The organism is Metabacillus herbersteinensis (assembly GCF_042433335.1).
Taxonomy (GTDB): domain Bacteria; phylum Bacillota; class Bacilli; order Bacillales; family Bacillaceae; genus Metabacillus; species Metabacillus herbersteinensis.
On the sequence record NZ_JBHLVO010000001.1, the window covers coordinates 421,733 to 444,178 of the forward strand.

Consider the following 22,446-nt stretch of genomic DNA (forward strand, 5'->3'; position numbering starts at 1 on the left):
ATTCTTCACGCTCTTACCTAACTTTTTTAATTAAGTCGGTTAATTCTTCTATAAACACATTTATGTCTTTAAACTGACGATACACAGAGGCGAAGCGGACGTATGCGACTTCGTCAATTCGAGCAAGCCTGTCCATTACCATTTCACCAATAAGCTCACTATTTATTTCAGATGACCCTTGGTTTCGTAGATCCTTTTCAATATCGTGAACGATGTCTTCTAAGTTTTGCAATGGTACAGGGCGCTTTTCACACGCTTTTATAAGACCTCTGAGCATCTTTTCTCTGCTGAATTCTTCTCTTGTACCCTCTTTTTTCACAACAATTAGCGGAATTTCTTCAACCTTTTCAAATGTTGTGAATCGATATTGACATTGCTCACACTCACGACGGCGGCGGATTGATCTCCCATCATCTACTGGTCGTGAGTCAAGTACTCTTGTTCCATTATGTTGACATGTAGGACATTTCATATAGCTAGCTCCAATCGTGAAGAGTTTACCCTGTCTTATCGTTTTTTCTATCATAGCTTAGGCCACATAAGATGGGGTTACTTGTTTGAATGCATTCCTGTCCCAATTAGTTCATTTGTGCTGTCTAATCTTTTATATAAAGAAATGATAACCTTTTTGCTTAATCCAAAGGAAGCAGGTAATAACCGGTCAGATGTGACTGAAAAATCAACTGCCGTTTCAAATGGTCGAATCGATATAACTGTGATTACCATAAATGCTTTTTGAGGTTTGGTAATATTTACACTAACCTCGCCGCGGTCTTCTGAAACAGAAGTGATTGTGTAACCAGGTATTTGTGTAATTATATCTTGAACAGCAGCCAGTGCCTTTTTCGGTGTCGTTTTGTAATAATGGCTTCTTAACTGAGGATCCCGATGGTTCTCAGAGGTTTCCTGATGGGTAGAGAAAAAATCTTGTACATTGCGTATCATACTCATTCTAATGATCTCCTTTTAAACAATTCGATCAGTTTTGTCGAATTGTGCATATACTCCTATGATACAGAGTTTTACACATAATAAAAAGAGGTGCTGATCAATTAATCGGCACCTCGAGCATTTTTAATAGAATATTTACGAATTTATAAAGCTTTAACTTGAGCTTGCTTTACTTTTACAGGTCCCATTCCACGTGGAATTTCAATATTTTCACGAGTTTGTGCACCTAAAGCTTCTGCTATATAATCTGCAGCAATATTTGGATTCATATCACCACATGTATAAACATCAATGCTCGCATAGCCGTGCTCTGGAAAGCTGTGAATAGTTAGATGTGATTCAGAGATAATAACAACTCCGCTAACTCCTTGTGGAGCAAACTTGTGGAATGCAACCTCTCTTACTTCAGCACCTGATTTTAAAGCTGCATTTACAAAAGTCTTTTCAATAAAATCCATATCATTTAACTTATCAAAATCGCATTCCCATAATTCTGAAATTACGTGACGTCCCATTGTTTCCATATTCATGGATCCCCCTTTAACATTTTTATACATGAATTCTTTGTTATAGTCGTGTTTAACTACCACGGGGGAAAGTTAGTCCAGAGAGGTCCTAACCCTTTAAGTAGCCACATTGCCATAACTTTCATAAGAAGTTCACGAAAAATAGTATACTTCCTTTACTTTATTTTTGCAACACACTTTTCGAAAAAAAATAATGTAAGCACTAACAAAAAATAAAAAAAAATGAAGCAATTATTTGCATCATTTTTTTACCATAGTTTATACAGTTGAATAGTTCTTCATTTTTGTTGAAATCATGCTAGCTAAATCAACAACTCGACATGAGTAGCCCCATTCGTTGTCATACCATGCTAGAACTTTTACTTTTGTTCCTTCAATGACCATTGTGGATAATCCATCAATTATTGCTGAGTGAGAATTTGAATTATAGTCAATTGATACAAGCGGCTCTGTTGAAAAATCTAGGATTGATTTTAACGATCCTTGTGTTGCTGTTATAAATGCACTATTAATTTCTTCTAGAGTTACTTCTCTCTTTAAATCAACAACTAGGTCGACAAGCGAAACATTTGGAGTTGGAACGCGTAATGCCATACCATGCAATTTACCTTTTAAGTGTGGTAAAACGAGCGATAATGCCTTTGCTGCTCCTGTTGAGGTTGGAATTATTGATTGCCCACATGCTCTGGCTCTTCTTAAGTCTTTATGTGGATTATCAATGTTTTTTTGATCATTTGTATAGGAGTGGATCGTTGTCATCAGTCCATTTTCAATTCCGAATTGCTCATCTAATACTTTTACTACAGGTGCTAAACAGTTTGTTGTACAAGATGCATTTGAAATAATCGTATGCTTTTCAGTATCGAAGGCATCATCATTTACACCCATTACAATCGTAATATCCTCATTATTACCTGGGGCCGTCAAAATGACCTTTTTGGCTCCCGCTTCAACATGTAGAATTGCTTTTTCCTTTGAGTTAAATTTACCTGTTGCTTCAATGACAATATCAATATTTAATTCATTCCATGGAAGCGCGCGAGGGTCACGATTGTTAAGCAAAAGAACCTTGTTACCGTTTACAATTAAATGATCATCCTTAGCAATAACATCCCCTTGAAATGCCCCGTGATTTGTATCATATTTTATTAAATGCGCTAATGTTTCTGCTGGATAGCTTGCATTTATCGCCACGATATTCAAGTTTTCCTCAGAAATTGCTTTTCTAAAAACCATTCTACCAATACGGCCAAAACCGTTAATTGCTATGTTGACCCTCATCATATTACCCCTTCCAGCCTATGTGTTATACTTATTAAGTGTTTTGATGTAATTAGTATATCATATTAACCGAATAATGGAATGATTAATTAAAATATTTATTTAAAAAAATACTGAGTTAAGTAAGCGCACAAAAAAGAGGACATATAAAATGCCCTCTATTACTACAACCACTTCTCCAATATCCTATTCAGTTGCTGTCTAGTTTCATTAATGGTTCCGTTGTTGTTAATCACTTCATCAGCTAGCTCTACTTTTTCCTTAAGTGGCATCTGAGACTGAATTCTACTTAATGCTTCTTCTTTAAGATAGCTATTTCGGTTCATTAAGCGTTCTAATTGTGTGTTTTCATCAACGTATATAAGAAGAGTTTTTTCGACCATTTGAGTTAGCTTACTTTCAAAAAGGAGTGGGATATCCAAAACAACGGCACGTTCTTTGTTTCTCTTTGCCATCCCTGTTTGCTGAAGCATTTCTTTGCGAACCGCTGGGTGCACAATTGAATTCAGCAGATAACGTTTTTTCTCATCTTGAAAAATGATGCTGCCTAATTTTTCTCGATTAATTGTTTCATCTTCATTTAGAATGGAAGAGCCGAAAGCTTCTTGTATTTGGTGATAAGCTGGCTTTCCAACCTCGACTACCTGCCTTGAAATTAAATCGGCATCAACAATAGGAATTTGTTGTTCTCTTATCATGTTGGAGACTGTGCTTTTTCCACTTGCAATTCCACCTGTAAGTCCAATTACCATTGTCACGATTTGACCTCCCGTTGGTTTCGGAGACTATAGTTTCCATATACCTATAATAATAAGTAATATACCAGGGAGGCAAGAAAATTTGTCCATCCAGTCAAATTCAGAGAAAATATAACCTGATTTTATGCCAATTGAGACAAATAACGAGCTCATGCAGGCGACAAGAATGCTCATCACGAGAGGAGAATAGCCCAAGAGCGCAGCTCCAATCCCAGCTCCAAATGCGTCAAGTGAAAGTGCCACCCCTAATAAAAACGCTTCGATTCCTGTGATTGTACCAGATTTATCAATATCCGCTGTTGTAGGTTTTCTTAAGATATTGATCACAATGCCAAATGTCTTAATTTCTAGGTTCAACAAGGTTTTTTCAGTATCTTCCTTCGTCATTTCTTCTTTAACTGGTTTGAAAAATTGATACAATACCCAAGCACCGATGAGTACGAGAATCGTGCCACCTAATTTTTCTGTCACATAAACAGGAAAAACCATCGTTAAAATATTCCCAATCATCATTGCAACTAACAACGTAACAGCTGAACAACAGGCAATAATAAAAATTGACTTCATCGGCATACTCATTTTACGTAATCCGTACGTAAAACCGACAGAAAAACTATCTAAGCTTACTGCAAACGCTAATAATATAAGTGAAACATATTGAACCATTAGCCTAGCCCCTTCCTACCGATTGCTAAAACAGTATATGAAGATAGCCCAGAAGTGGTGAAAGTGAGGGGCAATAGTGGTAACCTACCTTATGTTTATACGGATTGAGCTGTCCATATGGCTATTTTATTAATATAAGCTCGTGATTGACGACAAAAAAGGAACCAGCTAGAGCTGATCCCTTTTCTGACAGTTTGTACAATAGTGAGTGCCTCTTCCACCAACAACTGTTTTGGTTAATGGTACACCGCATTTCGTACAAGGTTCATTTGTTCGACCGTAGACAAAAAGTTGATTTTGAAACATTCCGATTTGACCTTGTGTGTTTACATAGGATCGCACCGTACTCCCACCTTGCTCCACAGCCTCTGATAATGTTAAGACAATTTCTCTTTGTAAGACGGTTAATTCCTCTTCTGTCAACTCTTTCGCCAGTCGTTCAGGATGAATAGCCGATCTGAACAAAGCTTCGTCAACATAGATATTTCCCAACCCTACCACTATGCCTTGATCGAGAAGAGCAACTTTTATCTTTCGATTGGTCTTTGCCAACTTCTCTTGAAGATAATTCAGTGTGAACTCCTCTGAAAAGGGTTCAATTCCAAGCTGAGAGAGAGGGAGCGATGAGTCTTCCTCTCCTTTCTTAAATAAATGCATCGTACCAAATTTCCGCACATCACGATATCTAAGTTGAGATTGGTCTTCAAAAGTAAAGATAACATGCGTATGCTTGTCTAATGGTTCGTCAGGCTGATGGACCCCATAGCGCCCTTCCATACGAAGATGAGAAACAAGAACATAATCAGTTAAAATGAATTTTAAAAACTTGCCTCTGCGATCAATATCAAGAATGGTTTGTCCAACTAAAGCATCTGTGAATTGTTCAATTTCCAAAGGTTTCTTAATAATTTTTGGCCAGCGAACCTCTACATTGTCAATGGTTTTTCCTTTTACAAGCTGTACTAACGTTTTCCTTACAGTTTCAACCTCTGGTAACTCTGGCATTAACTCACTTCCTTTTATTTTGCTTCATACCATGAAGTCCCATATGCATAGTCTACTTTTAGTGGCACATTTAGTTTCACAGCATTTTCCATAACTTCTGGTACAATTTTCTCTAAAATCTCAATTTCCTCTTTAGGTGCTTCAAAAATTAATTCATCGTGTACTTGTAGAAGCATCTTTGTCTGCAAATTATCTGCCTCTAATCGTTCTGCCATATCAATCATTGCTTTTTTAATGATATCTGCAGCACTCCCTTGAATTGGCGTGTTCATTGCTGTTCGTTCTGCAAAACTGCGTACGTTGAAATTTCTACTTGTAATTTCAGGAATGTATCGTCTTCTGTGAAGTAACGTTTTTACATAGCCTTTGTCTCTAGCTTCTTGTACGGACTCTCCCATGTAATCTTGTACACCTTTAAAGCTTTCAAGATAGCGGGTGATAAACTGACCAGCTTCTTTACGGGTTATCCCTAGGTTTTGAGATAATCCGTAGTCACTAATTCCATAGACGATTCCAAAGTTAACGGCTTTGGCTTGCCTTCTCATATCAGAAGTAACTTCTTCCTTATTCACATGAAAAACGTCCATAGCTGTCTTTGTATGGATATCTAGATCCTGTCGGAATGCTTCCACTAAGTTTTCGTCATTTGCAATATGTGCTAAAACACGTAGCTCAATTTGAGAGTAATCAGCTGCGAAAATAACCCAGTCTTTTTTTGAAGCGACAAATGCTTGACGAATTTTCCGTCCTTCTTCTAGTCGAATCGGGATATTCTGAAGATTAGGGTCTGTAGAACTCAATCTACCTGTTTGTGTGAGCGTCTGATTATATCGGGTATGAATTTTATCTGTGTCTTTGTGAACAACTTTTAGCAAACCTTCAATATAGGTTGATTGAAGTTTTCCTAGCTGACGATAATGTAGAATTTCTTGAACAATCTCGTGTTTTTCCGCTAATTTCTCGAGCACTTCTGCAGAGGTTGAAAAACCAGTTTTTGTTTTTTTCAAAGCCGGGAGCCCTAGCTTTTCAAAAAGAATTGTAGCTAGCTGTTTTGGAGAATTAATGTTAAACGATTCACCTGCATGCATATGGATATTTTGTTCATGCCGAGCAAGATGCTCTGCTAATTCTTTTCCCATTTCTTTTAAACGATTCACATCCACCTTAACACCTGTTGCTTCCATATCCGCTAAGACGATCGTAAGTGGCAATTCTAATTGATAAAACAAGTCAGATTGATCATTTTTTTCAAGATCTTGTTCAAGTTTCTCTTTTAGGTGTGATAGAGCAAGACCCTTTCGCACAAGATGCTCAGCCAGTTCATCTTTGTTTGGGACAGCTCTTTTTGCACCTTTCCCATAAATAGCTTCATCAGTTTTTGCAATATGAATGTTGCTACTTTTTGCGATACTTGCAATATCGGAATATGTTTCAGATGGATTTAATAGATAGGCTGCCATTAAAACATCAAACACGACACCTTCAAGATAAACCTCTTTCCAACGAAGTGACGCAATCGATTTTTTCCCATCATAAACCGTCTTTTTCTTTGACTCATCTTCAGCCCAGACTTTAAATTTGTCGGATTGTAGTGCTATTTCAGTTGACAAGTAATAATGGCCCTGTTGATTAATGATCGAAAACCCAATAATATCGGCATTATGGTAGCTTTCTTCCATAACCTCAACTAATAATACTGCTTCATCTGATAACATTTCGTCTGTCACACTCTCAGCAACAATGAACGATATGTCTTCAACCTCTTCTTCTTCGACTTCTATTTCGTCAGCGAGCTTATCAAGCAGTGAGTTAAAGCCTAGTTCTTTATAAAGGGGAACAATCTTATTCACGTCATATCCTTCGTACAGCACTTCGTCGAGTGTGATTTCAAGTGGGGCATCACAATCAATTGTCGCGAGCTCCTTACTCATTAATGCTTGTTGTTTGTTTTCTTCTAGTTTTTCTTTTAACTTATTACCTGAAACTTGATCAATAGATTTCAAAACATTTTCTAATGTGGTAAATTCCTTTAACAGTTTAATTGCTGTTTTTTCTCCAACACCAGGTACTCCTGGGATATTATCTGAGGAATCTCCCATTAGTCCTTTCATATCTACGATTTGGCTTGGTGTTAATCCGTACTTTTTCTCAATAAAGGCTGGAGTGTAGGAATCAACATCGGTTATCCCTTTTTTAGTAATATCAATCGTTATTTTATCTGTTGCAAGCTGTGTTAAATCCTTATCACCTGTAATAACCTTAACTTCATATCCGTCTCTTTCGGCTTTTTGGGAAAGCGTACCAATAATATCATCTGCTTCATAGTTCTCTAACTCATATCTTGAAACGCCATATGTATCTAACAATTCTCGTATAAAAGGAAATTGCTCAGAAAGCTCTGGTGGCGTTTTTTGGCGTCCTCCTTTATATTCACTAAACGTTTTATGACGAAATGTCGTTTTTCCAGCATCGAAGGCCACTAAAAGATGTGTAGGCTTTTCATCCTCAAGGATTTTCTTCAAAATCATGGTAAAACCATAAATTGCGTTTGTATGTACACCTTTATCATTATTTAATAACGGAAGAGCAAAAAAGGCACGATAGGCAATGCTGTTTCCATCGATTAGTACAAGTTTTTTAGTCAAAGGTTTTTCCTCCTTATCGTATCTTTTGGAATTTTAAGACAAAAAAAAGGCCGTTAGTTTTCTTCTTCTATTCTATCATGACTACAAATAGAATGAAAAACCACGGCCTTTCTACTTCAATTTTTCTTACTCGGTTTCTCCCATTAACAATTTTGTATAAGGAGAATCAAATGGCAGGATAATTACTGTTTCATCTTTGATTGTTTTCTTATATGATTCTAATGTTCGATACATTTCATAGAACTCCGGATCCTTTGAATACGACTGATTATACACTTTAGCAGCTTCCTGCTCCCCTTGACCGCGGATCACGTCTGCATCTGCACTTGCTTTTGCTAATAGTTCTTTAACTTCTCGATCAGTATTGGCAATTATTCTGTTCTTTTCTGCGTCACCTTTTGATAAATACCCTTGAGCAGTTGATTCTCGCTCCGAAATCATTCGAGTATAAACGGACTGCTCGTTTTCAGGCGGTAAATCTGTCCTCTTAATTCGTACATCTGTTACAACAATTCCGTAATTTGCTCCTTCTAACAGTTCATTTACGATTCCAGTGACTTGATCATTTAAGCTTCCACGTGAAGATTTCTCATCATTAATGATTTCGTCATAATTTAAATTTCCTAACTCTGCTCTGACTGTAGAAAATACAAATTCAGCAACTTTTGTTTCTGCATTTACGAGGGTACGGGCATTAGAAATCATTTTCTTAGGATCTTCAACTCTCCAGATGGCAAAATTGTCAATTAGCATACGTTTCTTATCCTTGGTGTTAATTTCAGCCTCTTTTACATCGTAGATCATTTGATACTTAGGTAGTGTTGTCACAGATTGTATAAATGGAACTTTCACGTTCAAACCTGGTTCTTCAATGATTCGCACAACTTCTCCAAATTGACGAACAACACGGTATTCATTTTCTTTGACGATAAACAGGTTCGTGATTAATGTTATCAAGAGGATGATCGCCAGTAAGAGAAAGAGACCACCGCGAATATATTTTTGCAGTGAAAAAGGTTTTTTACTTTTCTCATTTATATTCACAACATTTTCATTGTCCATTTTTGTCACTCCCTTCTTGCTCAATCGGTGCAACAGGTTTTGTTGAATCTTTTAGCGGCAAATATTTCATCGTATTGCCGTTATCCTTCATAATGTAAATCTCAGCATTAGGAAGAACTTCTTCGATTGTTTCTAGGACCAGTCGTTTTTCTGTAATTCCTTTTGCATTTAAGTATTCATTGTAAACAGCGTTGAATTTTGCAACTTCCCCACGTGCTTGTTCTGTTCGCGCTGTTTTGTCACCTTCTGCTCTTGAGATAAGAGCATCTTTTTCACCAAGTGCTTCTTCTGTCCGTTGATTTCTGTATTTATTGGCTTCATTGATTTTTGTATTCATAGTTTCTCGGGCGTCTGTTACATTTGTAAATGCTTTACGTACATCTGCGTTAGGCAAATCTACATCTTGTAGCTTTACCGTGATAATTGTAATTCCGATGTCATAGTCTGCCATTAAAGAAGTAAGCAATTCCTGCACATTTGTTTCAATTTCAACTTTTCCAGATGTTAAAGCATCATCGATTTTAGATCTTCCGATAATACTTCGTAACGATGCAGAAGTCGCATCAAGTAAAATTTCTTCTGGATTTTCTGAGTTAAATAAATATTTCCCAGGGTCTGTAATTTTCCAGCCAACAACTAAGTCTGCGAGAACAATATTTTCATCTCCAGTAATCATCTTTGTTTCTTTAGGAAACGATTTGATTTCTCCATTTTCTTTCTCTTCATATCCAAACTGTAAGCTAAATGTTTCTTTTGAAAGAACTTCTACTGACTGAATCGGCCACGGCCATTTAAAATGAAGACCAGGCTCACTGATTCCATCCTCTACTTCTCCTAACGTGATCATAACAGCTTGCTCAGACTCATCCACTGTGTACCATGTTGTAAATGCGACAAGACCTAAAACACCAATTAATAATGAAAAACCAATGATTGCTCCCACTCGTTTTAAATTCAAGCTATATCCCCCTCGTAATAATGAGTCACCCTTTTACTAATGTACGAACTCTTTTATGTTATATGCTTATTTATATACGGTTCTGATTAGGCAAAGGTTTCAAAAAGGTCCAATTTCGAAAACAAAAAAAGGGACGAGAACATAAATGCTCTCGTCCAAAAGTTTGGCTCCTTGGATGAAGGGGTTTTCACTTGTTATCTTACCAACTGTTTATTAAGATAGCTTTAATAAGTTGTAAAGATATTGTAAAAGTGCCTAAAGGTGGACAATTTTTAACTAAATAAAGGTAACTTATAGATAGTAAATGATAATTTCCTTACAAGTAAGCTATTTTTCTATATAATTTTTATTAAATTTAACTGTGAAGGTAGTACCTTGTCCAACCTTACTCGTTACGCTTATATGCCCTTTATGCGCTTCAATAAGGTGCTTCACAATTGCTAGCCCTAGGCCTGTTCCACCCGAATTTCTGCCCCTTGCTTTATCTACGCGATAAAATCGTTCGAAAATTCTTGGGATTTCTTCTTCGCTTATACCAATTCCCGTGTCATTGACAATAATATTTGCACTGTCATCTTTGTCATCGACTACAACTCTTACTTTTCCGCCCTTAGGAGTATAGGTCAACGCATTATTGACTAAGTTAATAAATACTTGCTTTAATCGATTTAAATCTCCTAATATGTAAACTTCCTCATCTGGCGTGGCTAACAGTAGTTCTACTTCCTTTTCTTCTGCTTTGCATTTTAACATAAAAATAATTTCATTTAACATTTCAACTACATCACATGGCTGGATCGATAATTTAAATCCTTGTTGTTCAATTTTAGACAAATCCAATAAATCTTGAATGAGGGACTGCAAGCGATCACTTTCTTTTAAAATAATCGCAAGAAAGTACTCAGCTGTTTGGCGATCTGACAATGCACCATCTAATAAGGTTTCACTAAACCCCTTTATTGATGTAATAGGTGTTTTAAGTTCATGTGAAACATTGGCAACGAAGTCTTTTCTCATTTGTTCAAGTTTCTTTAACTCGGTGATATCATGAAATACGAGAACAATTCCTTTCCATTCATCATTCGTCCCAATAATTGGAGCACCATATACTTCAAAATGTCTTCTCTCAATTTTAAGTGGTAGATGTAGTTGTTTCCTTACTTTTACCTCTGTCATAAATATTTCTTCAACAACATCAATTACTTCTTTATGCTTGAAGGCATCATAGTACAAGTGATAAAGAAAATCACCAGATTCTACTTCAAATAGTTCCTTATAACCTCGATTGACAAGATTGATGTAGCCTCTTCCATCAATTAAAATAAGGCCACTCCCCATATTTTCAATTAATGTCTGTAAGCGGTCTTGCTGCATCTCTTGTGCTCGTGACATGTCTTGGAGATTTCTAGCTAATATATTTATGGACTGACTTAACATTCCTGTTTCATCAAGATGATCTTCATAAGTTCTAGCTTTATAGTTTCCTTTTGCCAATTCCATGGCCACTTTTGTAGCTGATTCTATTGGTCTTGTATATTGAGCCGTAATTCTTACTCCTAATAGTAATATAACAACAAACGCTAATCCTAAACTAGCAACTAGCAAAGCCCAAATTTGTTGATTTACTTTTTTTAATGAATCTATTGGAGCACTTAAAACGACAATTTCTTTTAGTTCTCCATTTTCGAAAATTGGTAAGCCATAATAGGCTAATTCTTCCTCTGCATCAGTAATGTGAAACCCTTTTTTCTTTTCCATGTGTTTTTCGATGCTTTCTTTTGATAGTGCAAAATCACTTTGATCACCTGAATGATAGGTAATTTTCCCTTCAGGACTTAGGATCGTGATATTAGATTTAAATGTCTCACTCAAATCTTCTAACAATACGTTGATATCTAAAGTACTTAATCCTTCTTCAGAGATAAATAAATTTGTTAACCGGGCATCACGTTCAATACGTTCTTTAAAGCTATTCATATAGAAACTATTAAAGATTTGACCCAATATTAAGCCTAATCCGACTAGAACGACAATTATTAATGTAATAAGTGCAAAAAGTAATCGAGAGCGAAACCTATTCATCCATCCTTGGCTCCTCTAGCTTGTAGCCTAACCCTCGTATTGTTTTAATGTAAACAGGTTTTCTTGAATTATTTTCAATTTTCTCGCGAAGATGACTGATATGAACATCCACGATTCTTGTATCCCCAGAAAAATCATAATTCCATACTGCGCTTAAGAGTTGATCGCGTGTTAATACACGACCTTTATGTTTAGCTAGATAAACTAGTAGTTCAAATTCCTTTGGAGTCAAGTCAAGACGCTCACTACCATAATAAGCCTCATAATGTTCTGGTAGTATTTTTAAGTCGGCAATCATAATCCGTTCAGAAGACTCACCGTCTGAAACATCTAGCTCATTTGACGTTTTTGTTCTTCGTAAAATTGCTTTTACCCTAGCAACAACTTCGCGAGGACTAAAAGGCTTTGTCATATAATCATCTGCACCTAGCTCAAGACCTAGTACTTTATCAAATTCATCGTCCTTAGCAGTGAGCATTAAAATTGGTACCATAATTTTTCGTTGTCGAAGTTCTTTGCAAACTTCAATGCCATCCATTTTTGGTAACATTAAATCTAAAACCATTAAATCAGGCTCTTCACTGATACAACTAGCTAATCCTTCTTCTCCATCCGAAGCGGTTATTACTTCATACCCTGCCTGTATAAGATTATACTGAAGCAACGTAACGATTGATTGTTCATCATCTACTACTAAAATTTTCTTACTCATATATGCCTCCAAGGTTACATTTTACCTTCATCTATTACAGCCAAATTTTTCATCTTTTAATTCTATTATAGACGATATGGAGGGAATAAAAAAACACAAAAGAATAAAGAACCCCTAAGAGTTCTTTCTTTTGTGCTTTTTACATTAAAAATGATTGAATGTAGCGATTAAAAATTTTCGAGAGCTTGACCATCCATTGATGAAAGCTTGCATGGCGGACATACAGTAATTTTCCCATCAATTACTGTTTCCTCTTTGTCATTTCGTGCATATACGTCAACTACGATTTCGTTTGATGTTGCTTTAACTTGACTAACTTCAAAGAAGAATTGAATGACACTATAATGACATACAGGTAAAAGAAATGATAAATCTTGCTTAATAATATGACTTCCCGGTCCAGGTAAATACTTCGATATGGCTGAAGTAATTATTCCTGTTAGCATAATGCTTGGAACGATTGGCTTTTCATAGGGTGTTTGTGATGCATAGTCATGCTGAATATATAAAGGGTTTGCATCGTTTGTTAAGCCAAGATAGAGTAATAAATCTTTGTCCTCTATCGATTCAGTGAGTGTTAGTTTTTCACCTACAGATATCTCCTCAATATGCCTTCCGAGCTTTCTCTTTTTTCCTAGCAACATTTTCGTGCACCCCTTTCTTTACTGTTGAAAACGGTTACATTTAGTAGTAAAAAGAAAATTGAGGAGCTCCCCAATTTTCTTTCATTAAAATTTATGATAAAACTTTCATAACGTTTTTCACGGATTCTGCTGACTTAGAAAGAGCAGCTTTCTCGTTTTCTGTTAGTTCTAGTTCAATGATTTGCTCTATACCGTTGCCACCTAACACTGTAGGAACACCTAGATAGATACCGTCATATCCATACTCACCTTCTAGGTAAGCAATCGTAGGAATGACGCGACGTTGGTCTTTTAAAATTGCTTCAGCCATTTCTACTAAAGACGCTGCAGGTGCATAATAAGCACTACCGTTTCCTAGTAGATTAACAATTTCCCCGCCGCCTTTACGTGTTCTTTCCACGATCGCATCTAAACGATCTTTAGGAATTAATGTTTCTAGAGGAATTCCTCCTGCATAAGAATAACGCACTAGTGGTACCATGTCATCTCCATGTCCACCTAATACAAATCCAGTTACATCTTTAACAGAAAGGTTTAGTTCCTGAGAAACAAATGTACGGAAACGAGCTGTATCTAGCACGCCTGATTGTCCAATAACACGCTCTTTCGGGAAGCCAGATTCTTTATATACAGTATAAGTCATTGCATCTACAGGATTTGTTAAGACAATAATGATGCTGTTTGGTGAGTATTTTACAATCTCACTTGTTACGCTTTTCATAATTTTTGCGTTTGTTTGGACAAGATCATCACGACTCATACCAGGCTTTCTCGCAATACCTGCTGTGATGACAACGATGTCAGAGTCTGCAGTATCTTCGTAGCTAGATGTACCGATAATATTTGCATCAAACCCTTGAACAGGACTTGCTTGGAGCATATCTAATGCTTTCCCTTTAGTAGGGTTATCCATTTGTGGAATATCAACTAAAACAACATCTGAAAGTTCTTTTTGAGCTAGTAAAAACGCTGTCGTTGCTCCAGTGAAACCACCACCAATAACAGAAACCTTTTTACGTTTCATACCCATTATTAACATCCCCTTAGTTAGTATCCTAGTTTAGTAACTGAAGATTAACCCATGTTTTTAATTAATTCATCTGCAAATTGAGAACATTTTACTTCTTTTGCACCTTCCATCAGGCGAGCAAAGTCATATGTTACAACTTTAGATTCTATTGATTTTTCCATTGAATCAGTGATCAATTTCGCTGCTTCATTCCAACCTAAGTGTTCAAGCATTAATACACCAGAAAGGATAACAGATGAAGGATTCACTTTATCTAATCCAGCATACTTTGGTGCTGTACCATGAGTTGCTTCAAAAATAGCATGTCCTGTTTCATAGTTAATGTTTGCTCCTGGAGCTATGCCAATTCCACCAACTTGTGCAGCAAGTGCATCTGAAATATAATCGCCATTCAAGTTCATTGTTGCCACTACATCAAATTCGCGAGGACGAGTTAAAATTTGTTGTAAGAAGATATCAGCAATGGAATCCTTGATAATGATTTTACCAGCAGCTTCAGCGTCCGCTTGTGCTTGATTTGCTACGTCTTTTCCATCTGTTTCTACGATTCTGTCATATTCAGCCCAAGTAAATACTTGATCTCCGAATTCTTTTTCAGCTAATTCGTAACCCCAGTTTTTGAAGGCACCTTCAGTGAATTTCATAATATTCCCTTTATGAACGATTGTCACTGATTTACGGCCTTCTTTAATTGCATAATTAATTGCCGCGCGCACTAAACGCTGTGTTCCTTCTGAAGAAATAGGCTTAATTCCAATTCCAGATGTTTCAGGGAAACGAATGTTGGTTACACCCATTTCATTTTGAAGAAAAGAAATAAGCTTTTGAACTTCTTCTGATCCTTGTGCATACTCAATTCCTGCATAAATATCTTCAGTGTTTTCACGGAAAATAACCATATCGGTATCTTCAGGACGTTTAATTGGAGAAGGTACACCAGTGAAATAACGAACTGGACGTAAACATGTAAACAAGTCAAGTTCCTGACGAAGTGCAACATTAAGTGAACGAATTCCACCACCAACAGGTGTTGTTAAAGGTCCTTTAATTGCAATAAAATATTCACGAATTAAATCCAATGTTTCACTTGGTAGCCATTCGCCTGTTTGATTGAATGCTTTTTCTCCAGCTAATACTTCTTTCCATACGATTGATTTTTCACCGTTATATGCCTTTTTAACAGCAGCTTCTAAAACGCGAGACGAGGCAGCCCAAATATCTGGACCAATTCCGTCACCTTCAATAAATGGGATAATTGGATTGTTTGGAACGTTTAATACTCCACCTGAAACTGTAATTTTTTCGCCTTGTGTCATGATTATTCCTCCCGAATATGTATTCACCATTATTACTTAAGTTTTTAGTCATGGTGATGTGTCTACTTTTCACATTTTATAATGAAAAGTAGACATTCAATTATAAGTTTTTCATAAGTATTTGTAATATGCAAGAATAGCGTTAAAATATCCTCTTATTTGCCGCGTTGTTCTAATGGAACGTAAACCTGCATATCAGGTCCAGTGTAATCTGCACGTGGGCGAATTAGACGGTTATTTTCATATTGTTCACGAATATGAGCTAACCAGCCTGAGACACGGCTTACTGCAAAGATTGGTGTGAATAAGTCATGGTCAATACCTAAACTGTGATAAACAGACGCAGAATAGAAGTCTACGTTTGGTGGAAGTGGTTTTTCAGAAGTAACAATTTCTTCAACCTTCGCTGACATTTCATACCACTTAGATTCACCTGTTAATTTTGATAGTTTTTCAGACATTTCTTTTAAGTGTTTAGCTCTTGGGTCGCCATTACGATAGACGCGGTGACCGAAGCCCATGATTTTTTCTTTATTTGAAAGCTTTTCACCAATATATGATTCTGCGTTTTCAACTTCTCCTATTTCAGTTAGCATCTTCATTACCGCTTCATTAGCTCCACCATGTAATGGCCCTTTAAGTGCACCGATTGCTGCAGTAACACCAGAGTAAACATCAGACAATGTGGCCACACAAACACGGGCAGTAAAGGTAGACGCATTCAATTCATGATCAGCATGTAGAACAAGTGCTTTGTTGAATGCTTCTTCAGCTATCTCGCTAGGCTCTTCCCCGGTTAGTGTATAAAGAAAGTTTGCTGCCATTGTTAAATCAGTTCGTGGAGTGATTGGATCTAATCCTTTACGAACGCGAGCAAAGGTTGTCACGATTGTAGGGATTTGTGCTTGAAGACGAATCATTTTTCGGTAATTCGCATCAGGATTCATCACATCTGCTTCCTCGTCAAATAAACCAAGTAATGACACAGCTGTTCGAAGTGCGGCCATTGGATGCACTGAATCAATATCATACGATTTGAAATGTTCAATGACTGCTTGTGGAATCTTTGCGTTCTCAGCAAGTTGTTGTTTCACTTCTGCTAATTGTTGTTTTGTAGGTAGTTTTAGATGCCATAATAAATAAATTACTTCCTCAAAACTCGCATGTACTGCTAAGTCGTCAATGTTATAGCCGACATATGTAAGAGTATCGTCAATGATTGAACTTACTGACGAAGTAGTAGCTACTACCCCTTCAAGCCCGCGTGTTGCTGTCATACTAACCCTCTCCTTTATTAATAATTCCTCTGCTTAACTAGTAAAAATTAAAGAAACTGAGCGCTTGCTCATATGCAAGCCTTCAAAAAGTAAATGCTTACATTTACAGTTAATAGAATAGCCACAACTATTATCATTTGTGGCTTTTATAAAAGAACAAGCTTAGATAGTAGTATCCCTACACCTATTATAAACAATTATCAGAACTTTGTGAATGGAAAGAACTCAATCCGAAAAAAAAATTTGTTAGAAAAGTGTTTTTTAAAAGATTTCAATTCTTTTTTCCACCTTGCTATATAACTATATCATGCCAATTCATTAAAATTGTTATAGTAATGTATGTTCATCTGTGATACTTATGGATATTTTAGATTAATTGAATAGGTTCATAAACTTCATTGCTAGGTAGGCAATACCTGCTCCAATTAGTGGGCCTACAGCAACTCCATTAAATAAAGCAACAGCTAAAATCGTTCCTAATACAATAGCTGTTGTAATATGGGGATCTTCTGCTAGTAAAGTAAGTCCATTCTTTGCGATTAATGCGACTACAATTCCAGCTCCTAGGGCGATCCATGCATATGAGGATTTTGCCGCTTCTCCTAATTGTTTAAATCCTATTTCCCCGGTTGCGATTGGAACAAGAACGGAGATTGTGATAATCGTCACTCCCCAATTAATTCCCTTAGATCCGATAACAGGAAACAGCTTACTCTCTAAACCGACTAGTTTTATAACAATTAAACAAACAACCGCAAAGATAAGCGATTGATTTTTAGCAATTATTCCAATTCCGAGTAGAATCAGTAAAAAAACAGTTGCTTGATTTAACATATAACTACTACCCCCTTTCAAAATTGTTTTCTTAAAAGGAATTTGTATTCATTTTCATAAACTTGGACTACTGATAATAAACTCTATAATACAGTGTGAAAGACCCTGTAAAAAGGAGGATAAGATGTTTAATTTACACTTTTTATATAGCTCTCTAAGACTTCTATTCATCGTGGGGTCAGTTTTTCTAGGGTTCTTAGCTTGTTACTATCTCTCAACCTTAACGTATCCGTTTATTATAGCGATATGTACTGCTTTTCTAATCAACCCTATTGTTAATGCTTTTGAGAGAATAGGAAAATTGCCACGTGGCTTAGCGGTTTTCTTAAGTATTACGATTCTATTTTCACTTATAGCAGGAATATTAACCCTTTTAATTGCTGAAATTGTCTCAGGGTCCACATACTTAGCAAAAGTCGTACCTAGTCATTTCGAAAAACTTATTGTTTATCTCGAAACGTTATTCGCTAATCAAATTATCCCACTATATAATCAATTAACAAACATGTTTAACAATCTCGAATCAAATCAACAAGAATCAATTGTGAGTAACATTGAGAACGTAGGAGAAAGAATCGCCTCAAGTGTTGGTGAATTCATAAAAAGTTTCTTAGAAAATATTCCAGCCATCATAAGTTGGTTACCTGACGCTGCAACGGTTATCGTGTTTTCATTGTTGGCGACTTTTTTTATAAGTAAAGATTGGTATAAATTTAAAGCAGCACTTCAAACTGTTTTACCTGCAAAAGCGAAAAAGAGTGGTAGAACGGTACTTAAAGAATTAAAGAAAGCATTAATAGGGTTCATACGTGCTCAAGCAACACTTATAAGCATCACAGCCATCATCGTATTAATAGGACTTCTCGTGCTTCGTGTCGACTATGCCATTACAATTGCCATGATTATCGGTTTAGTTGACCTCCTCCCTTATTTAGGGACAGGTTTAATCTTTTTACCATGGATTATCTATTTAGCATTAAGCGGAAATATCCCATTGTCAATTAGTCTTGGAGTTTTGTATATTGTCGTCCTGCTGCAACGTCAAATTATGGAACCAAAAGTACTCTCATCAAGCATTGGCTTAGATCCTCTTGCCACGCTAGTCGCCTTATTTATTGGATTCAAATTGATTGGATTTCTTGGGCTAATCCTTGGACCTGTTGTACTAGTTGTTCTCAAAACACTTCATGAAGCAGGTGTTTATCGTGATACATGGAATTTTATAGTTGAAAAGAGGGACTAGAAATTAGTCCCTCCTAAAAATTTATCGAATAATCGTTATTTGGTTTCGTTCAATTAGTTTACGGATGATTCGTTGAATAAGCGGTTTGATCCTATTTCTACTAATTGGTAGTAGAAGCAAAAGCCCGGAAAGGTCTGTAAAAAATCCAGGTGTTAAAAGAAGGACTCCACCTACAAGAATACAAATTCCGTCTATAATCGAGTCTCCTGGTATTCTTCCATACTGCATTTGTTGTTGTGCTCGTCGCAAAGTTTCCATGCCTTGTTGTTTTGCAAGCCAAGCTCCTATAACTCCAGTTAAGATGATTATTAGAATTGTTGGAATTACTCCAAACGTTTTCCCGGAAAGGATTAATACTCCGATTTCTAAAGCTGGAACTACGATAATGAGTAAAAGTAATAAACGCACTAGCCCACCTCTTTCTACCTTCCATGTACCTTAGTATATTCAATATAAATAGAAAAGAGAAGGGAAAACCCTCCTCGAAGTCTGTTCATAATACTATAGATTAAAGTACGCTAGCGTGTCCTTCATAAATTACGCCACGAACTGAGTCAACCGTGATATCTTGGCCATCCTTAAGGATTGTTGTCGCATCTTCTACTCCAACAATGACAGGAATTCCAAGGCTTAAGCCGACAACTGCTGCATGACTGGTTAGGCCGCCTTCTTCAGTTACAAGTGCTGAAGCCATTTCAAGAGCCCCCATCATATCGCGATCCGTGCTTTGTGATACAAGGATTGCACCTTGTGTCATTTTATCAAGTGCGTCTTTTCCAGTACTAGCAATGACAACTTTACCAAAAGCCGTTTTTCGTCCGATACCCTGGCCTTTAATGATAACATCACCTACTACATGAACTTTCATTATGTTCGTTGTACCAGCTTCACCCACAGGAACTCCTGCTGTTATGACAACTAAATCACCATGAGTGACAAGTCCACTGTTGATTGCCTCTTGAACAGAAAGATCGAGCATTTCGTCCGTTGAGTTTGCAGGTTGACCGTTACGAGGATACACTCCCCAAACAAGGCCTAACTTACGTGAAACAGATTCACATGAAGTTACCGCAACAATTGGTGCTTTTGGACGGTATTTTGAGATCATTCGAGCCGTATGTCCACTCTCTGTTGGAGTCACGATTGCTGCAACACCTAAATTTAAAGCTGTATGTGCAACAGACTGACCGATTGCATCTGTAATGGTTGTATTTGCTTGCTCACTGCGTTTTGATAAAATTTGTTTGTAATCAAGAGCTGTTTCGGCACGCGCCGCGATGTTATTCATCGTTTTAACTGCTTCTACTGGATATGAACCTGCAGCAGTTTCACCAGATAGCATAATTGCATCTGTTCCATCAAAAATCGCATTTGCAACATCACTTGCCTCTGCACGAGTTGGACGTGGGTTACGTTGCATACTATCTAGCATTTGAGTAGCAGTAATAACCGGCTTACCTACTGCATTACATTTTTTAATTAATTCCTTTTGAACAAGCGGAACCTCTTCGGCTGGAATTTCTACTCCTAGATCTCCACGAGCTACCATCAAGCCATCAGACACTTCCAAGATTGAATCAATATTGTCTACCCCTTCTTGATTTTCAATCTTAGGGATGATTTGAATATGTGCGGCACCATGTTCTTCTAAAAGCTCACGAAGTTCTAAAACATCTGTTGCACGACGTACAAATGATGCAGCGATAAAGTCTACATCTTGCCCAATTCCAAAAACGATATCTTTTGCATCTTTTTCAGTAATTCCAGGAAGTTTCACACTTACACCTGGAACATTCACACCTTTTTTATTTTTTAATGTTCCACTGTTTAGGATTTTTGTTTTAATCTCACCTTTAGAAAAGTCAATATCAATTACTTCTAAGCCGATTAATCCGTCATCTAATAAAATGATTGACCCAGGGTGTACATCTTCAATTAATCCTTCATATGTAATTGAGAACTTTTCTAGTGTACCTACTACTTCTGTCATCGAAATAATAATTTCCGAACCAGCAACCAATTCAATTGCACCGTTTTCCATTGTATTCGTACGAATTTCAGGTCCTTTTGTATCTAAAAGAATCGCTACATTTTTATTCAACTTTTCAGCAGCAGCACGAATATTTTTAATTCTGGCACCATGTTCTTCAAAATCTCCGTGTGAGAAGTTAAGTCGCGCAACATTCATCCCAGACTCAATAAGTTCAGTAAGTATTTCAACGGATTCACTTGCAGGTCCAATTGTACAAACTATTTTAGTTTTACGCATTATTTTTCCTCCAGTTAAAAGTTATGGAATCAATTCCATTCTCTATTGGTTAGATTGATAGTTCTTGTGATAATTGATACATGCTCTGATCGACTGTATGTTTGCGATCAAGAATTTCTAAAATATCGTGATCGACAAGTTGATTACTTTGAATACCAACACAACGTCCACCTTTGCCTTGTAAAATCAGTTCAACAGCAAAAGCACCTAAACGGCTAGCTAACACGCGATCAAAAGCAGTCGGGGATCCTCCACGTTGGATATGACCGAGTACCGAAACTCGGGTTTCAAGTGAAGTTGCTTCCTCAATCTTTTTCCCAAATTCAACGCCACTTCCGACACCTTCAGCAACGATAATAATGCTATGCTTTTTCCCACGATCGTGTCCGCGGTTTAATCGTGCGACAACATCATCCATGTCATAATTAACTTCCGGTATTAAGATCGTTTCAGCACCACCAGCAAGTCCTGACCATAAGGCAATATCTCCTGCATGTCTGCCCATTACTTCTATTACATATGTACGCTCATGTGATGTCGCTGTATCTCGAATTTTATCAATGGCGTCAATTACAGTGTTTAATGCTGTATCAAAGCCAATTGTAAAGTCTGTTCCAGGGATGTCATTGTCTATCGTTCCAGGAACTCCAACACACGGAAAACCGTGCTCAGTTAATTTTTTCGCACCCATATATGAACCGTCACCACCAATAACGACTAAGCCCTCAATGCCATGCTTTTTTAACTGTTCAATCCCTTTTTTCTGCCCTTCAATTGTTTTGAATTCAGGACAACGTGCTGTATAGAGCTTAGTACCACCACGATGAATAATGTCACCAACGGATCCTAATTCAAGTTTTTCAATTTGTCCTTCAATTAAGCCAGCATAGCCATGGAAAACTCCGTACACTTCTACATCATGATAAATTGCCTTTCGCACAACCGCACGAACTGCAGCGTTCATACCTGGAGAGTCTCCTCCACTCGTTAGAACCCCAATTCTCTTCATCATTCCTCACCCCGAATTTCAATATAGTGTCTTACATTATTTGCAGGTAGTAGATAAAATATGGATAAACTATTAACAAGGAACTCGACTTTTGTCGAATATTCACGTTTTCTTTCCCTTTTACATTATACAATAAATTGTTGACTTTGGAGAAAGAAATATGTAAAAACCAAAAGA

General features: G+C 36.9%; 21 protein-coding genes. 1 reads left to right on the forward strand and 20 read right to left on the reverse strand.

Annotated elements, in window-relative coordinates:
* Positions 1-13: 13 nt before the first annotated feature.
* From nrdR to ACFFIX_RS02220, 17 genes are all read right to left on the reverse strand, one after another.
* Positions 14-472 (reverse strand): transcriptional regulator NrdR, encoded by a 459-nt coding sequence (gene nrdR / locus ACFFIX_RS02140; RefSeq protein ID WP_378930360.1) that lies wholly within the window; start codon positions 470-472, stop codon positions 14-16.
* Between the two features lie 77 nt (positions 473-549).
* Positions 550-951, reverse strand: a complete 402-nt coding sequence (locus ACFFIX_RS02145) for a cytosolic protein (RefSeq protein ID WP_378930018.1) — start codon at positions 949-951, stop codon at positions 550-552.
* Between the two features lie 143 nt (positions 952-1,094).
* Complete coding sequence (speD, locus tag ACFFIX_RS02150) at positions 1,095-1,475, reverse strand: adenosylmethionine decarboxylase (RefSeq protein WP_378930020.1); 381 nt, start codon at positions 1,473-1,475, stop codon at positions 1,095-1,097.
* A 261-nt stretch (positions 1,476-1,736) separates the two neighbouring features.
* Positions 1,737-2,759 (reverse strand): glyceraldehyde-3-phosphate dehydrogenase, encoded by a 1,023-nt coding sequence (locus ACFFIX_RS02155; RefSeq protein ID WP_378930022.1) that lies wholly within the window; start codon positions 2,757-2,759, stop codon positions 1,737-1,739.
* A gap of 164 nt (positions 2,760-2,923) precedes the next feature.
* Positions 2,924-3,517 (reverse strand): dephospho-CoA kinase, encoded by a 594-nt coding sequence (gene coaE / locus ACFFIX_RS02160; RefSeq protein ID WP_378930024.1) that lies wholly within the window; start codon positions 3,515-3,517, stop codon positions 2,924-2,926.
* 27 nt (positions 3,518-3,544) lie between these two features.
* On the reverse strand, positions 3,545-4,183 hold the full coding sequence (gene ytaF / locus ACFFIX_RS02165) for a sporulation membrane protein YtaF (RefSeq protein ID WP_378930025.1): 639 nt from the start codon (positions 4,181-4,183) through the stop codon (positions 3,545-3,547).
* A gap of 168 nt (positions 4,184-4,351) precedes the next feature.
* The gene (gene mutM, locus ACFFIX_RS02170; RefSeq protein WP_378930026.1) at positions 4,352-5,188 is read right to left on the reverse strand and encodes a DNA-formamidopyrimidine glycosylase; all 837 of its coding nucleotides are present in this window, start codon (positions 5,186-5,188) and stop codon (positions 4,352-4,354) included.
* A gap of 14 nt (positions 5,189-5,202) precedes the next feature.
* Positions 5,203-7,833: a DNA polymerase I gene (gene polA / locus ACFFIX_RS02175; protein WP_378930027.1), complete on the reverse strand. Its 2,631-nt coding sequence runs from the start codon at positions 7,831-7,833 to the stop codon at positions 5,203-5,205.
* Between the two features lie 126 nt (positions 7,834-7,959).
* Positions 7,960-8,895 carry a protease modulator HflC gene (gene hflC, locus ACFFIX_RS02180; protein WP_378930029.1) on the reverse strand — a complete coding sequence of 312 codons (936 nt, stop codon included), beginning with the start codon at positions 8,893-8,895 and terminating at the stop codon, positions 7,960-7,962.
* The gene (hflK, locus tag ACFFIX_RS02185) at positions 8,885-9,853 is read right to left on the reverse strand and encodes an FtsH protease activity modulator HflK (RefSeq protein ID WP_378930031.1); all 969 of its coding nucleotides are present in this window, start codon (positions 9,851-9,853) and stop codon (positions 8,885-8,887) included. The genes hflC and hflK overlap by 11 nt, the downstream gene beginning before the upstream one ends.
* Positions 9,854-10,180: 327 nt before the next feature.
* Positions 10,181-11,935 carry a two-component system histidine kinase PnpS gene (gene pnpS / locus ACFFIX_RS02190; RefSeq protein ID WP_378930033.1) on the reverse strand — a complete coding sequence of 585 codons (1,755 nt, stop codon included), beginning with the start codon at positions 11,933-11,935 and terminating at the stop codon, positions 10,181-10,183.
* Complete coding sequence (locus ACFFIX_RS02195; RefSeq protein WP_378930035.1) at positions 11,928-12,647, reverse strand: winged helix-turn-helix domain-containing protein; 720 nt, start codon at positions 12,645-12,647, stop codon at positions 11,928-11,930. The genes pnpS and ACFFIX_RS02195 overlap by 8 nt, the downstream gene beginning before the upstream one ends.
* Positions 12,648-12,814: 167 nt before the next feature.
* On the reverse strand, positions 12,815-13,291 hold the full coding sequence (locus ACFFIX_RS02200; RefSeq protein ID WP_378930037.1) for a MaoC/PaaZ C-terminal domain-containing protein: 477 nt from the start codon (positions 13,289-13,291) through the stop codon (positions 12,815-12,817).
* 91 nt (positions 13,292-13,382) lie between these two features.
* On the reverse strand, positions 13,383-14,321 hold the full coding sequence (gene mdh, locus ACFFIX_RS02205; RefSeq protein WP_378930039.1) for a malate dehydrogenase: 939 nt from the start codon (positions 14,319-14,321) through the stop codon (positions 13,383-13,385).
* Between the two features lie 44 nt (positions 14,322-14,365).
* Complete coding sequence (gene icd / locus ACFFIX_RS02210; protein WP_378930041.1) at positions 14,366-15,637, reverse strand: NADP-dependent isocitrate dehydrogenase; 1,272 nt, start codon at positions 15,635-15,637, stop codon at positions 14,366-14,368.
* A gap of 155 nt (positions 15,638-15,792) precedes the next feature.
* Positions 15,793-16,914: a citrate synthase gene (gene citZ / locus ACFFIX_RS02215; RefSeq protein ID WP_378930043.1), complete on the reverse strand. Its 1,122-nt coding sequence runs from the start codon at positions 16,912-16,914 to the stop codon at positions 15,793-15,795.
* A 372-nt stretch (positions 16,915-17,286) separates the two neighbouring features.
* A complete protein-coding gene (locus tag ACFFIX_RS02220) occupies positions 17,287-17,748 on the reverse strand; it encodes a DUF441 domain-containing protein (RefSeq protein WP_378930045.1) in 462 nt (153 codons plus the stop codon).
* Between the two features lie 124 nt (positions 17,749-17,872).
* Here ACFFIX_RS02220 and ytvI point away from each other — a divergent pair, with 124 nt between their 5' ends.
* A complete protein-coding gene (gene ytvI, locus ACFFIX_RS02225) occupies positions 17,873-18,991 on the forward strand; it encodes a sporulation integral membrane protein YtvI (protein WP_378930047.1) in 1,119 nt (372 codons plus the stop codon).
* Positions 18,992-19,012: 21 nt separating this feature from the next.
* Here ytvI and ACFFIX_RS02230 read toward each other — a convergent pair whose 3' ends face one another.
* The 3 genes from ACFFIX_RS02230 to pfkA all read right to left on the reverse strand — a co-directional run bounded on the left by ACFFIX_RS02230 (position 19,013) and on the right by pfkA (position 22,269).
* Positions 19,013-19,399: an FxsA family protein gene (locus ACFFIX_RS02230; RefSeq protein ID WP_378930049.1), complete on the reverse strand. Its 387-nt coding sequence runs from the start codon at positions 19,397-19,399 to the stop codon at positions 19,013-19,015.
* A 100-nt stretch (positions 19,400-19,499) separates the two neighbouring features.
* A complete protein-coding gene (gene pyk, locus ACFFIX_RS02235) occupies positions 19,500-21,260 on the reverse strand; it encodes a pyruvate kinase (RefSeq protein WP_378930051.1) in 1,761 nt (586 codons plus the stop codon).
* 49 nt (positions 21,261-21,309) lie between these two features.
* Positions 21,310-22,269: a 6-phosphofructokinase gene (gene pfkA, locus ACFFIX_RS02240; protein WP_378930053.1), complete on the reverse strand. Its 960-nt coding sequence runs from the start codon at positions 22,267-22,269 to the stop codon at positions 21,310-21,312.
* Positions 22,270-22,446 lie beyond the last annotated feature (177 nt).

Bases quoted from the DNA above. Each gene is read 5' to 3' on its own strand.
- nrdR (WP_378930360.1), bottom strand. From the start codon at position 472: ATGAAATGTCCTACATGTCAACATAATGGAACAAGAGTACTTGACTCA.
- ACFFIX_RS02145 (WP_378930018.1), bottom strand. From the start codon at position 951: ATGAGTATGATACGCAATGTACAAGATTTTTTCTCTACCCATCAGGAA.
- speD (WP_378930020.1), bottom strand. From the start codon at position 1,475: ATGGAAACAATGGGACGTCACGTAATTTCAGAATTATGGGAATGCGAT.
- ACFFIX_RS02155 (WP_378930022.1), bottom strand. From the start codon at position 2,759: ATGAGGGTCAACATAGCAATTAACGGTTTTGGCCGTATTGGTAGAATG.
- ytaF (WP_378930025.1), bottom strand. From the start codon at position 4,183: ATGGTTCAATATGTTTCACTTATATTATTAGCGTTTGCAGTAAGCTTA.
- mutM (WP_378930026.1), bottom strand. From the start codon at position 5,188: ATGCCAGAGTTACCAGAGGTTGAAACTGTAAGGAAAACGTTAGTACAG.
- hflC (WP_378930029.1), bottom strand. From the start codon at position 8,895: ATGGACAATGAAAATGTTGTGAATATAAATGAGAAAAGTAAAAAACCT.
- pnpS (WP_378930033.1), bottom strand. From the start codon at position 11,935: ATGAATAGGTTTCGCTCTCGATTACTTTTTGCACTTATTACATTAATA.
- ACFFIX_RS02195 (WP_378930035.1), bottom strand. From the start codon at position 12,647: ATGAGTAAGAAAATTTTAGTAGTAGATGATGAACAATCAATCGTTACG.
- ACFFIX_RS02200 (WP_378930037.1), bottom strand. From the start codon at position 13,291: ATGTTGCTAGGAAAAAAGAGAAAGCTCGGAAGGCATATTGAGGAGATA.
- mdh (WP_378930039.1), bottom strand. From the start codon at position 14,321: ATGGGTATGAAACGTAAAAAGGTTTCTGTTATTGGTGGTGGTTTCACT.
- icd (WP_378930041.1), bottom strand. From the start codon at position 15,637: ATGACACAAGGCGAAAAAATTACAGTTTCAGGTGGAGTATTAAACGTT.
- citZ (WP_378930043.1), bottom strand. From the start codon at position 16,914: ATGACAGCAACACGCGGGCTTGAAGGGGTAGTAGCTACTACTTCGTCA.
- ACFFIX_RS02220 (WP_378930045.1), bottom strand. From the start codon at position 17,748: ATGTTAAATCAAGCAACTGTTTTTTTACTGATTCTACTCGGAATTGGA.
- ytvI (WP_378930047.1), top strand. From the start codon at position 17,873: ATGTTTAATTTACACTTTTTATATAGCTCTCTAAGACTTCTATTCATC.
- pyk (WP_378930051.1), bottom strand. From the start codon at position 21,260: ATGCGTAAAACTAAAATAGTTTGTACAATTGGACCTGCAAGTGAATCC.
- pfkA (WP_378930053.1), bottom strand. From the start codon at position 22,269: ATGAAGAGAATTGGGGTTCTAACGAGTGGAGGAGACTCTCCAGGTATG.